This window comes from Bradyrhizobium sp. USDA 4538 (assembly GCF_024171045.1).
In the GTDB taxonomy this organism is placed as follows: domain Bacteria; phylum Pseudomonadota; class Alphaproteobacteria; order Rhizobiales; family Xanthobacteraceae; genus Bradyrhizobium; species Bradyrhizobium australafricanum.
Genome location: NZ_JALJZE010000001.1, coordinates 1954511 through 1967579, shown reverse-complemented (window position 1 = coordinate 1967579; position 13069 = coordinate 1954511). Strand labels below are relative to the sequence as shown.

Below are 13069 nucleotides of genomic sequence, written 5' to 3'. Positions count from 1 at the left end.
TCGAGGTGAAGGGAGGCGGTATCAGGCAGTTCTTCCGGAATTCCCGTTCGTTTGTGCTGGGGGCGGGGATCGGATCGGGCATGGCTGCGAGAGCGGCCGAGCGAGCAGGGGCAGATTTCGTGCTTGCGCTCAATGCCGGCCGATTTCGCGCGATGGGCGGCTCTTCACCCGCCTCAATCCTTCCAATCCGCAATAGCAATGAATTCGTCGCCGGCTTCGGTCGGACCGAGATCCTGCCCAGCACGAAATTGCCAGTATTCTTCGGCGCTTGTACCTTTGATCCGCAGCTCGATATCGATCGCTGGCTCGACCGGATCAGTAGATGGGGTTTTTCGGGGGTTACTAACTTCCCTTCGGTCATCCACATTGATGACTACAGGAGGTCGTTGCTTGAGAAATCCGGCCTAGGTTACGCTCGCGAAATTGAGCTGCTGGTGAAGGCGGCAAAACGTGGCCTGATGACGATCGCCTATACTCGAACTCAATCCGAAGCAAGGCGCATGGTAGAGGCTGGTATCCAGGCCATCTGCATCAACTTCAATCTCAATCGTGGGGTTGAAAGCGCATCTGACCCATCGATCAGCTTGTCGGAGCTTGCCGCGCGCACGAGCGCAGTCGCGCGTGTGGCTCAATCCGTCGACCGAAACGTGATCTGCCTCCTCGGCGGCGGCCCGATAACGAAGCCTGACGAACTCTTGGATATCTGTGGCGAAACAGGTGTCAAGGGCTTCATCGGTGGCTCCTCCCTCGATCGCGTCCCGCTGGAGATGTCTGTCCTTGAGGTCACCTCCGGCTTCAAGACTCTTCACTTATTGCGGGAGAAGGTCGATCTTCTTGAGCGCCAACTCCAGTTGAGCGGCTTCAGGCACGGCGTCATCGCACAGTCCTCAATCATGAAACGCGTTCTAGAGAATACAAAGCGCCTGGCGTCCCATCCCAATCCTGTGCTCGTTTGGGGCGAGGCCGGCTCGGGCAAGCGGAGGATAGCGAGCCTCGTCCATGCCTTCAGCGACCGCAAGCACGCGAGGGCAACGCTGTTTCAATGCCGACCCGGTTCGCCCATCGATACGGTCGGCGCGCTTTTTGGGGCCGAGCGCGATCAGAGCAGGAGACGCCAACTGTCGCTGCTGGAAAGTGCAAGCGATACGACCGTGTTGCTGCTGCATCTCGATCAGCTTTCGCGTGACGGGCAGGAACGGCTTGCCGATTACCTCGAGACTGGTAGTTTCTCGCCCTTGAACGGCGCATCGATTGTGCGCTCCAGTGCTCGAATTATCGCAACTGCGACGGTCGCCCGCGGGGCGGGCCTTCAAACGGTGCTATGTCCCCGGCTGCTCGGGTTGTTTTCGGGGCTCGACATCAAGCTACCTGCCTTGCCAGACCGACTGGAGGACCTCCCTCAGCTGGTTCAACATTTCACAGTCGAGGCGAAGGGCGATTCGAATGCCCAAACGCTGGCAATCGAAAATTCTGCATTTTTGGCGCTCGCTGGCCATAATTGGCCCGGCAATTTAAGGGAATTGCGTCAGATCGTGAACCAACTCGTGACGCTCCCAGATGCGCATATCAGCGCGGGCGTCCTCAGGCCGCTGTTGAACGCGTCGGCACCAGCTAAGCCGAAAAATGCATTCTCCGAGCGGGAATGGATCATAGAAGGCTTGAAACGAAACAGACTTCATCGCGGAAAAACAGCTAGTTCTCTGGGGCTTTCAAGAAAAACTCTATACAACAAAATCAAAAAGCTGCGGATCTTAGAGTAGCAATCCCAGTGTTCACGTTGCTCAAGCGAGCCGCTCGAAGCGGCCGCATCCAAAAGCGTCAACATTGGTTTGACGATCCGTGCTGGCCACGGCTTACCAGCTCCATTTGCTCAGTGAATTTGGTGTGAAACGCGCCGTCGGTCGCCAATTGCTCGCTACGGAGCTTTCGTCCACAGCATGCCATCGCACCACACGTGTTCCACGCGCCCCCATTCACAGGCCGCTGCGACATGCGGGAAGAACCCACGTCCGTGTTGGTTGGCGCTCGTATTGCAAAGCAGCGGAATGCCTGTGAGCGATTCGTATTCGACGAGAAGCTCGGCAATTTTGTGCTGAGAGGTCCTGCTAATCGTCTGCAATCTTGCAGATCCGTCGAGATGTATAACCGCGGGAATTTTGTCCCGCCATTCTGCTCGCGTCTGGTGATCGAAAAGCATATAAGGGTCCGGCGTCCCGGGAGTGAAAATCTCCGGCGCACGATCTTCCAGGCATATCGGCGCCACTGGCCGGAAGTGTTCTCGATGTTTGATGTCGTTGAGATAATCCTTCATTCGCGGCGATGTGGCGGCTGCCAGAATACTTCTGCTACCCAATGCCCGAGGTCCAAGTTCGGCGCGGCCGGTAAGAAAAACAACGGGCTTGTTGCTGGCGAGGATAGTTGCGAGTTCATGCATGCCACAGGGCACGGCGTCCCATTCGGGCGGCACATCGCTACCATGCAGTGCCGGACCACTGTAGACCGACCACTCCAGCGGCCCGAATCCTTTGTCCGCCATTGCAGAGCAAGCGGTTCCGATTGCAGAGCCACTGTCGTTTGGAAAGGGGGGCACCCAGACAGCGTCGAACAGGCCTGCCGCACGTAGCGCACTGTTCCACTTGATATTGAGCCCGCAGCCGCCGGCTATGCACAAATTGCGTGTCGCAAAACACGAGTGCCGCTGCAAAGCAATTGCCATTTCGCGCACAAGCAGACGCTCGAGGAAGCAATGAAACGATGCGAGCACATCTTCGGGTGCCTTGGCCTCCAACCGGCGCTCGCTAGCATCGAAGAAACCATGCACAGCCGCAAGCTTAGATTCCATACTTTTGATGTCGGTACGATAAGTGGCAAGCTTCGTGTCAGCCGCAAAGCGCTGTTGATAGAGCTCCTGAAAGACCGCGACGATGGCTTCTTCAACAGACCCGAGGGCGATATAAGCCATCAGCTTGCCTGCAAGACCCAAGTTGAGCTTGCCGGCACCGCCAGGGTCCATCTTGCCGGGGTCGCCTAGGTCCCAGTTGGCGCGGTTCGCCTGCTTATACGGCCCAAAGTGAAGGCCCGCGGCGGCATAGACGTGCCCAATCACTGGGAACAGGCACTCGATGAACCGTGCCCCCTGTCGTCCTACATGATAGAGACGTGGAAAGGTGCCGCCATCCCACAAGAGGCAGAAAGCTCCCTGTCCAGCTTTGGCAAAGGGGCTGGTGCAGTACGCGGCGGCGAGGTGGCTCGTGACGTGCGGATAGCTTCTATAAGGGAAATCCCTGCCGCGGAGCCTGAGGCCAAAACCGTCCTGCGAGGTCAGAAGGCCCTCTGCATGGCGTTCAATATACGATGCCCCTTTGAGAGTAATAGGAACGCTACCACTGAGGATCCGGAACTTGGAGGCCACCGTCCCAACCCAGCCGTCGATGACGAACTGATCAACCTCCCGCGGGTCGAGACCGTGTTCCGCCAAAGCCCGCACGATTGCATCGAGATTCTCGATCGTTTGATACCGCCGATTGTTGCTCCGCTTCTCCTGCTCGATACAAAAGATAAGCCGGCCGTCCTCAATAAGGGCTATCGCTCCGTCATGCGTCAGCTTGATACCGCAGATGCGCATAATGCCTCCGTGTTTAATGCGGGAAATTCGATTATTCGAAGATCAAATCGGACCGCGAGGGCATGCGGGCAAGCAGTCGCCGCGGATCGAATCATTCACACGCCGCTCACGCTCGATCTCGATCAGCACGTCATCCAGCACGTGACGGTGTCGGTATCGGCGGCGTGCTCCAACCGGAGATCCGATCATTAGATGCCCCGCGTAGCGCAGTGCATGATTTGCGCCAATGCGAAGGAAAGCCGTCGCGGTTTCCGGGCCGAGCCTCGCATTCACGACCGAGCAGTGCATCGGGATCGAGAAAGAATCTCAATGCTTCAATCCAATCTCGACCGTCGTGAAGGAGGGAGTCTTGCAGAGGAAAGTGTAAGCTGTAGCAGGAGCGCGGCCCACTTCATTCTTCTTGTCAGCTCCAATTTGACTTGCTTTGCCAGGTCGGTTGCGTCTTTGCAACATTGTCTGTTCTCGCATGGCTCGTCATAGGACGGGACGACTTCTTAGTTTCAAAGAGCGTGCCAATCGCCAGTGCTGCTTTTCTGCGCCTATTCTCATCGGGCGGCTGTCGCGAACAGAACGGAATGACCTGATCCCGACAGTGCGTTGCAGATGCTCCCTCTCGATTGCTTTCGATGAGGCTTGCGCAACGCCAAAGCCGCTTTCCGGCAGAATGAGATGGCTGCGCGATCTCTCTGCGCCATCTGCATTAGATCATTGCGCCAGCGGTGGAGACGCGCGGACTAGACGTCGGCTGTTTGGCTGCCTCTGCGGCCATCCGCACTTCTTCGACCGGGCGCGACATTCAGGGCACCAGCTTTTGCGTGGATTGGTTGACAGACGCTGGAGAGCAGGCAATTACCGTAAGAAACCACGGCCGCTCGGGGATGCATTGAGGTGTTGCGGGCAGCGCGGCGCGTAGGTTCAACGGGCGCGAATACCTTGCGATTGGGCCCCGTCGTTGCGCTGACGACCCTGCTTCGACACTCAGTCGAGTTAGACGAAGTGGGCCTTTCTGCGCCTGGAGCCCACAAAGCGCCCGAGGGATGTATTGCCCTTCGGCATTTCGATAGTTTCGGCCGAGACAATCGCACCCAGAATAAACCAGCTGTTTGGCTGCAGTCGCGTATTCAAGCTGCCGATCCATTGTTGGTGGACAACGTACGCGATACCGTCAGCCTTTACTTACTCCCGCCAAACCGGCTCCTTGTCCTCAGCATGGACAAAGAAAAGTGAGACTTAGCCGCTTTATCGCAAGCAGCCGGTCTTGCCGATAATAGCGGCGTAGCGGAAGGTGCATTCCCAGCTCCATCAACTTATCAGCCAGTCTCGAGATTTGTAGTGAACAACGAAGCCTTGTTGCCGGACATCCGTGAGTTCCTAGGGCTCTGGGAACGAACTTTCAACACGCACGCACCGGATCGTCTGGTTGCGCTATACACAGATGACGCGATGCTTCACGGTACATCGAGCGCTAAGCTCTATATCGGCGCCAAGGAGATAGGCACTTACTTTCACGGCAGCGCTACCGTGAAAATGGACGTATGGCATTCCGTGGTGTTGGCGCACAACGTTTCCTTGGTGGTGGGAAGTTATGTCTTTTCACAGCTGTGGAAAGGTCACCAGGTAACCACGCCGGCTCGATTCACTTTCGTACTACGCCGCCAGGACGGCGAGTGGAAAATCGTTCATCACCACTCATCCGCTACTCCAGCCTGAAGGCTGAACCAAGCTAATACGCGCGGATAAGCAAGCTCGTCAGCTCTTCATCCCATATGCGGGCCGACAGCGGGCTACTTGCCGCCTATGGCTCTTCTTTTTGATTGGTGCGTGCACGCCGGCAAGGGGGCACTAGCTGCTTCCGCCGAGCGGTCGCCACATGCAATTATTAGTTTTCAGCATGCGGCGTGCCCGAAAAGAAGCGCTGCAGATGGCGTGAGTGCGAAAATTTCTGCTCTCGGCGGCCTCTTACTTGGCGGAATTACCCAAATTTACCCACTGTGAACGATCCGCTTCAGGTTCGACCAACCTGCAGTCGAGTAGCCTTGCCGAATTGAACCCATCGCAGAGTGGGTCTGCCGTCGGATAGTACAGGAGCGCCCAGTGTCAGTTGTCCCGCCCACACCCGCCCAGTTGCGTGATGTCGCCTCACAATGCGGCCTTTCACTTACCGACCAGGACATCGTCTCCTTCCGCGGCCTGATCAACCGATCCCTCGAAGCTTACAGATACATCGAAGCCGTTCCGGACGAGTTGCCTCCGGTGAAATATGCACGCATCCCGGGCTATCAACCCAAAGCCGAGGAAAATCTGCACAACGCGTGGTACCGCAAGGCGAGAATCGAAGGAGCGCCGAGCGGAAAACTCAAGGGCAAGACCGTCGCTCTAAAAGATAACGTCATGTTGGCCGGGGTTCCAATGATGAACGGTTCGGCGACGCTCGAAGGGTTCGTACCAGATATCGACGCAACCATTGTCACCCGCATGCTTGATGCGGGTGCCGAAATTGCAGGTAAAGTGCATTGCGAATGCTTTTGCACATCCGGTGGTAGCCATACCGGTGCGCTCGGACCGGTGCACAATCCTCATAGAATGGGCTACTCTGCCGGCGGCTCGTCTTCGGGCTCGGCTGTTGTTGTGGCGCTTGGCGAAGTCGATATGGCGATCGGCGGCGACCAGGGCGGCTCAATACGCATGCCGTCCTCGTTTTGCGGTATCTACGGGATGAAGCCTACTTGGGGTCTTGTCCCCTATACCGGCATCATGCCTAACGAGCTGACGCTCGACCACACGGGCCCGATGACCGCAACGGTCGCAGACAATGCGTTGCTCTTGGAGGTAATCGCCGGAGACGATGGTTACGATCCGCGCATCAAAGCACCGAAAGTCGAAGAGTACACGAAAGCGCTTGGTCAAAGCGTCAGCGGATTGAAGATCGGCGTTCTGAAGGAGGGCTTCGAACAGCCCGGGGCGGAAGCTGGCGTCAATGGAGCGGTTCGTGAAGCGGCCAAACGGTTCAAGGATCTTGGGGCCTCCGTTGAAACGGTCTCGGTACCGATGCACCTCCAAGGAGCCGCAATCTGGACGCCGATCGGTACCGAGGGCGCCACACAAACCATGATGTTCGGTGACGGCTTTGGTACCAGCCGATCCGACCTCTTTTCACTGTCGCTCATGGATTTTCATCGAGGGTGGCGCCAGAAGGCGAACTCCCTGTCCGAGCAGGCCAAGTTGTTCTTGTTGCTCGGCACCTACGTAAACAACACGTACGGGCCGCGATTCTACGGCAAGGCCGTCAACGTGTCTCGCCGCTTAAGTGCAGCTTACGACAGGGCCCTTAAGGACTACGATCTGCTTCTTCTACCGACGACGCCGATGAAGGCGACGCAACTCCCTCCACATGACGTCAGCCGAGAGGATTATATCACTCGTGCGACCGAGATGTTCACCAACACGGCTCCGTTCAACATCACGCACCATCCGGCTATGTCGCTGCCATGCGGAATCGTGGATGGCCTGCCGGTGGGCCTGATGCTCGTCGGTCGCCACTTCGAGGAAGCAACCATCTATAGGGCGGCGCATGCGTTCGAGCGGATCGGAGACTGGAAGAAGATGTGACTAGAGCATGATGCCCGCAGCAACGGACCACCGCGGCGTCCGCGTTGGGTTATGAAACTCTTCGCAAGCCGGGATGACTGTTCTGACACACAGGCAAACACGTCGTTTGTTCCGAATTATTCCATTGTGAAGACGTGCGCGCCTGCCGACCAACGTGAACGAAAGACAAATCATCTACAACAAACAAGTGCGAGGAGGGTCAATCAATGCGAAGACTGTCGACTTACCTTTTTGCTACCGCCGCATTCCTGGGCATTGCGGGTGGTGCGAGCGCTGAGGATGTCCTGTCTGAAGTTTCCACATTAGAAAACGAATATTTCAACAACTGGTCGCAAGGTGCCGAACAAGCCGCAAAATCCCTAGGTCTAAATTATCGCATCCTTTCGGGCAAAGGCGATGCCGCAAAGCAGATCGAAATCTATGAGGCCCAGTTCGGTGCGGGTGTCAGGATCACGTTCGGCGAGAACCTCGTTGCGGCGAACATAAAGCCCATCGTTGAGATGGCGAAGAAGGTCGGTGCGGTGCATGTTGCTGTTTGGGAGTCGTTGCCCGGCTTCCATCCTTTGGATGCGGGGGCCGACAACTATGCTTTTGCAACCTTCTTCTCGCCGGATGATGTCGAAAATAGCTATAGAATTGCCAAACTGCTTTTTGACAAGATCGGCGGAAAAGGCAACGTCGCGCACATTACCGGTTTTCCTGGGGTAGATGCAGATATTGCCAGAACCGCGGGTTTCGATAAAGCGCTGGCCGAATATCCCAACGTCAAGCTCGTCGCGCGCCAACCAGGAAAATGGAATCAGGTTGACTCTCGCAAGGTCATGGAAGACTTGTTGGTGGCTCACTCCAAGATTGATGCTGTCTTCGGGCAAAATGACTCGATTGCACTGGGCGCGATGCAAGCCGTCGAAGATGCTGGTATGCGCATTCCGATCGTCGGCCTCGATGGCAATCGAGAAACCCTCAAGCTAGTGAAGGAAGGCCGCATTCTTGCGACAATGGGCTTTACGCCACAGTGGCAAGCCGGTTTTGCCCTCGTGCGGGCATACGATGTCGCAAAGGGATTTAAGCCCAGCCCGTGTGAACGCATGATGTACACGGGAGCCACGCTGATCAGCGCTCAGAATGTGGACAAGTATCAAGCGTTTCTCGCCGGCGAGAAGCTTCCGTTTGATTGGAAGAAAATGTCGCGGGTTCTTCATCCCAGCGACTGGGATGCTCAAAACTATGTGTGGCCGATCGACGTGAAGACGTACTGGGGAGCGCGCACGCCGGCCGGATACAAATTTCCGAAGGCTTATCAAGACGCCGTTGATTCCGGTTGCGTGGATCAGCTCAAGGCCGAGTATAACGGCCACTATAAGCAGCGAATTCCCGAGTGATCGCTCCGGATGCCCCTCTCCGTGGAGAGGGGCATCGTGTTTACCTCACGCTGACGGATCGCAAAAATGCTAGAAGCGTCGCTGGTTGGGCGTAGAGATGGTGAGCTATGGCGGCGCGCCATAACAGTCGTCGTCGTTACAATCGCGATTATATCTTTTGGTTTGGCGGCTCCATCGTTCTTTACCATCGCAAATATCAGGGCAATCGAACTATCGAGTTCCGTCCTCTTGATCGCATCCATCGGGGCGACCTTCGTGATCCTGATGGGCTCTATCGACTTATCGATCGGAGCGGTTGCCAGCTTTTGCGGCATGCTGGTCGCTCGGCTCGCACCAGACCTGGGTTTATGGTCGGTTCCCATCGCGTGTTTGGTCGGCTTGGTGTTTGGCGCGATCAATGGGCTGGTTTACGTCTATCTCAGAATTCCCTCAATTCTGGTGACGCTTGGAACAGCAACAACGATTTCAGGAGCGGTGCTTTTCATCTCAGATGGCCGGTCCTTATCGGTATCGCACGCGGCCCTAATCGATATGGCCCAGGGCGCACTGGCCAATCTGGTCCCCAATGCGGTACTGGTTTCGGCGGTGATCTACGGTGTTGCCATTCTCGTAGTTGATCGCACGCGTTTCGGACGGATGACGCTCGCAATCGGAAGCGACGAGCAAGTAGCCGCGCTCATCGGAGTTAAGGTCAATACGATCAAAATCCAGGCGTTTGCATTGTCCGGCCTTCTTGCAGGAGTTGCCGGTGTCTTGCTGGCCGCTCGTCTGGGGTCCGCAACAGTCACAATGGGCAGTTATATGACTCTCGACACGATCACCGCAGTGGTCGTTGGCGGAACAGCGATAACGGGCGGGTTTGGCAACGTGCGCCTGACGATAATCGGGGTTCTTTTCATAACGATCCTTTCAGACGGCATGAACATTCTTGCCGTGCCTCCCTATCTACAAACAATCATTCAAGGGACCGTCATTCTGTTCGCTGTTCTCCTGAACACCAATCGTGCGAGCGCGGAGGATGTGAAATGAGCGGCGTGCCGACGCCCATCTACACGATGCGCAACGGGTCGAAGCGCTTCAATGGCATTTGCGTCGTTGAAGGGATCGATCTCGATGTGTTTTCGAACGAAATAGTTGGAATTGCCGGTGAAAACGGAGCGGGCAAATCAACGACCCTCAAAATGATTGCCGGCATCCATACACCGAACGCGGGAAGTATGAGACGTTTCGGCAAGAGCTTCAAGCCGACAAGCTATACTGAGGCCGTCGAGGCCGGTATTTCGATGGTCTTTCAGGAGCAGGCCCTTATTCCAAGCCTGGCTGTCTACGAGAATATATTTCTGTCTTTAGAAGCCAACTTCGCCAATCGGATAGGGATCGTCGACAGACGAGCGATGATCGCCGTAAGCGAAAGACATCTCAAAGACCTCGGTCTTGACTGCATCGATCCGCGCCGTCGCACAGGCGACTACGCGTTTCACGATCGGCAGATGATCGAGATTGCCAAGGCGTTCGTTTTGGCCGAACATTTCCATATTGATCATCCAATCATCCTACTCGACGAACCGACAGCGGCAATCGGCGAGCGACAGATCAAAATTCTCTTTGAGTCGATTCGACGGTACCGTCGTCGCGCTTCATTTATACTTATTACTCACCGTCTCGCGGAATACGTAGAGCTTTGCGACCGCATCTACGTGTTCAAGGACGGGCGGAACGTTGGCGAGTTCGCAGGAGAACAGATCTCCGAACAAAGCCTTCATCGAGCAATGGTGGGCCGAACGCGAGACGACGAATACTTCATGGAGAAGCGCCAGCTGAAACTCGAGGGGGCACCCATCGCGGTCTCAGTCAAAGGTCTAAGCGGCCACAACGTCCAGAATGTCAGCTTTGAGGTTCGCAAAGGTGAGATCCTTGGAATTGGCGGCCTTGTCGGATGCGGCAAGGAGGCTGTAGCCAAAGCCGTCGTCGGATTTGAACCCTTTCCCCCAAACGGCACCATCGAAGTGGGCGGCGAAGCGTTGCCGCTTCGCGGACGTGGAAAAGCGGCGATGGCGCGCGGCATGGGTTTTGTCCCCAAAGAACGCAAGACCGAAGGCATCGTGCCTTACATGTCGGTTCAAGCAAATATGTCTTTGGCCTCGCTTCCGCTTGTCTCACGCCTATCTGGTTTCATTTCACGCTCCCGAGAACGGCTTCTCGCCGAAAAGTACATCAATCGCTTGCGCGTTAGATGCAAAGGGCCAGCACAGCTTTGTCAGTTCCTTTCCGGGGGGAATCAACAGAAGGTGGTGATAGCTAAATGGCTGGCTCGAAAGGTTCAGGTGCTGGTCCTCGACAATCCCACGCGCGGCGTCGATGTCGGCGCTAAACAAGAGATCTACGGCGTCCTGAGGGACTTGGCTGAGGAAGGCGTAGCTATTCTTCTCGTCGCAGACGATTTGCCTGAGCTTATTGGAATGTCAAACCGCATCCTCGTGATGCGAGAGGGAGAAATTCAGTTCTTGTGCAATGCGCCTGCCGATAACAAGCCAACGGAGCAGGAACTTGTCCAACACATGGTATGAGCCGCAGACGACTGGGTCGAGATCGAGATCAGGTGTAGAAGCAAAGGTGCAGATTGCCCAGTTTTACAACCGTCACCGTCCCATCATAAATGCGGTAGGGCCATTGTTGCTGCTGATGGCGATGGTCGCGGTGTTCGCTTTGATCAATCCGCGCTTTCTGAGTTGGATAAATCTTTTCAATCTCATGCGGCAATCCTCGATCCTGCTGATCGTCTCGACGGGCATCACATTTGTAATTCTCATGGGAGCGCTCGACCTTTCGGTTGGAGCCATCGTGACGCTTGTGGCAATTTCGTCTGCGGTTCTGATCCGTGACTTTAATATAGGTGCAGCTGGAATAGCCGTCGCTGCCGCATGCATTGGAGCTCTGTGCGGCCTCGTCAATGCTGCGCTCGTCCTTCGACTACGGCTGCCCTCTTTCGTTGCCACACTAAGCACGATGACGGTTCTTGGCGGCGTGTCCACGTGGATCAGCGGTGGTGGCAATGTGTTCTTTCAAAGCCCCAACCTGACGTGGATTGCTTCCGGTTCTATGATCGGCCGTATTCCGAATTCTGGAGTTTTAGCACTTCTCATTTTTGTGGTCGCGTCCGTTGTCGGTGCGAGAAGCCACTTCGGAAGAGCCCTTTTTGCGATCGGCGGTGGTGGCCTGACTGCTCGACTTTCGGGGATCGACGTCCTTCGCACCAAAGCCGTCGCTTTTGTTGTCTGCGGAACGCTTTGCGGAGTTGCGGGTCTGCTCCTTGTTGCGCGGACATCAACGGGAACGTCGCGCATGGGAGACGATCTGCTGCTCCAGGCGATCGCCGCGGTCGTGATGGGCGGTACTGCGCTATCTGGAGGCTCGGGGGGAGTGCATCGAACGCTGACCGGTGTTCTGGTGATCGCCGTCCTGCAAAATGGCCTCAATATCGCAGGCGTGCATACATACCTGCAAATCATGGTGACGGGGCTCATCGTAGTTCTATCCGTTACAATAACTCTCGATCGATCCAGGCTAGCCTCCATTAAGTAGCGGCGCGTTGTAGTCGCGATACGGACCGGCAATTGCCTCCGTCTGGCTCGCGCCATCGAAACGGACATTATGCCGAAAAAAGGATCGGCGGCCGGATCACTCGAGCGCTTGACGGAATGGTGCGGTCGGTCGACATCGGCAGTCAGGCTGCTGATGCCGTTAGAAGCAAATGGCGACGCGAGAGCTCCGTTTCTGGATGTATCAGTCGATATGCCAATCCAACTTGTTACTGGCCCGTCATCAGAAAAGTCCGGTCGGTGAGAGGCAGCCCGCGTACACGTGCACTGCCGCGAGGCGGGTCCGGGCCTGGCTTCGGAAGCGAGCTATGCGGTTGCGCAAAGTGATGACGAGTGTCGGTCGCTCTGACAGCCGCGCGCGCCGATAGTGCCGGCGAGTATCTGTTAAGTGAACCGTGCCCGCGACATTCCGCAAACATCGGGTTTCTAGAGCCGTAGGTAGGTAACTGTCGCGTCAGACTTGGAAGACTGTTGCGCCTGATGCGGTCGGTTTACCCAATGCTACCCAGATGCTGAACTCGTACGCCGTGACCAATCCGACATCATCTGAATAATTGCGACCGGCGGCCAGAATTCCGTTCTGATCTCTTGGGTCCGCTGGCAGACCGGCTCGTCTGCTTTCTCCCGAGACTTGAGCCGCTGCCGGAGAAAGCCCGGCAGCGGTTTTTTTAACCTTCATCATTGCAGTCGACAGAGTGAGCTGATTGCAGCCAAGCAGATCGACGGGACAGCGTAACGATGGTCGTGCCTGAAACACCTGGCCGTTGCGCAATCGCATTTCAACGAAAAGAAGTGACGGCTGCGAACGAGATCATTTGGACAGGGCGGCACCGGAAACGATGTGACAAATGCGC

Annotated in this window: 9 protein-coding genes; 7 read left to right on the top strand and 2 right to left on the bottom strand. The window is 56.2% G+C overall.

Going from position 1 to position 13069, the window contains the following annotated elements:
- Window positions 1–5: 5 nt before the first annotated feature.
- Entirely contained in the window at window positions 6–1760 is a 1755-nt protein-coding gene (locus J2R78_RS44985; protein ID WP_309144990.1) for a phosphoenolpyruvate hydrolase family protein, read from the top strand.
- A gap of 155 nt (window positions 1761–1915) precedes the next feature.
- Here the strand turns inward: J2R78_RS44985 and nodU are convergent, their stop codons facing one another.
- Complete coding sequence (nodU, locus tag J2R78_RS08630) at window positions 1916–3625, bottom strand: nodulation protein NodU (protein ID WP_253603905.1); 1710 nt, start codon at window positions 3623–3625, stop codon at window positions 1916–1918.
- Window positions 3626–4957: 1332 nt separating this feature from the next.
- Between nodU and J2R78_RS08620 the strand changes: the two genes are divergently transcribed.
- From J2R78_RS08620 to J2R78_RS08595, 6 genes are all read left to right on the top strand, one after another.
- On the top strand, window positions 4958–5335 hold the full coding sequence (locus J2R78_RS08620) for a nuclear transport factor 2 family protein (protein ID WP_069276333.1): 378 nt from the start codon (window positions 4958–4960) through the stop codon (window positions 5333–5335).
- Between the two features lie 384 nt (window positions 5336–5719).
- Window positions 5720–7234, top strand: a complete 1515-nt coding sequence (locus tag J2R78_RS08615) for an amidase (protein WP_069276334.1) — start codon at window positions 5720–5722, stop codon at window positions 7232–7234.
- 206 nt (window positions 7235–7440) lie between these two features.
- Window positions 7441–8616 (top strand): sugar ABC transporter substrate-binding protein, encoded by a 1176-nt coding sequence (locus J2R78_RS08610; protein WP_253603903.1) that lies wholly within the window; start codon window positions 7441–7443, stop codon window positions 8614–8616.
- A gap of 66 nt (window positions 8617–8682) precedes the next feature.
- Window positions 8683–9645, top strand: coding sequence for an ABC transporter permease (locus J2R78_RS08605; protein WP_253587986.1), 963 nt, complete (start codon window positions 8683–8685; stop codon window positions 9643–9645).
- Window positions 9642–11183, top strand: coding sequence for a sugar ABC transporter ATP-binding protein (locus J2R78_RS08600; protein ID WP_081334925.1), 1542 nt, complete (start codon window positions 9642–9644; stop codon window positions 11181–11183). The genes J2R78_RS08605 and J2R78_RS08600 overlap by 4 nt, the downstream gene beginning before the upstream one ends.
- Before the next feature lie 46 nt (window positions 11184–11229).
- Window positions 11230–12198: an ABC transporter permease gene (locus tag J2R78_RS08595; RefSeq protein WP_176731285.1), complete on the top strand. Its 969-nt coding sequence runs from the start codon at window positions 11230–11232 to the stop codon at window positions 12196–12198.
- Between the two features lie 471 nt (window positions 12199–12669).
- On the opposite strand, the gene J2R78_RS08590 is transcribed toward J2R78_RS08595, so the two are convergent.
- Complete coding sequence (locus tag J2R78_RS08590) at window positions 12670–12987, bottom strand: hypothetical protein (protein WP_141713303.1); 318 nt, start codon at window positions 12985–12987, stop codon at window positions 12670–12672.
- Window positions 12988–13069: the final 82 nt, after the last annotated feature.

Coding starts and splice junctions, on each gene's coding strand:
- nodU (WP_253603905.1), bottom strand. CDS start 3,625: ATGCGCATCTGCGGTATCAAGCTGACGCATGACGGAGCGATAGCCCTT.
- J2R78_RS08610 (WP_253603903.1), top strand. CDS start 7,441: ATGCGAAGACTGTCGACTTACCTTTTTGCTACCGCCGCATTCCTGGGC.
- J2R78_RS08605 (WP_253587986.1), top strand. CDS start 8,683: ATGCTAGAAGCGTCGCTGGTTGGGCGTAGAGATGGTGAGCTATGGCGG.
- J2R78_RS08600 (WP_081334925.1), top strand. CDS start 9,642: ATGAGCGGCGTGCCGACGCCCATCTACACGATGCGCAACGGGTCGAAG.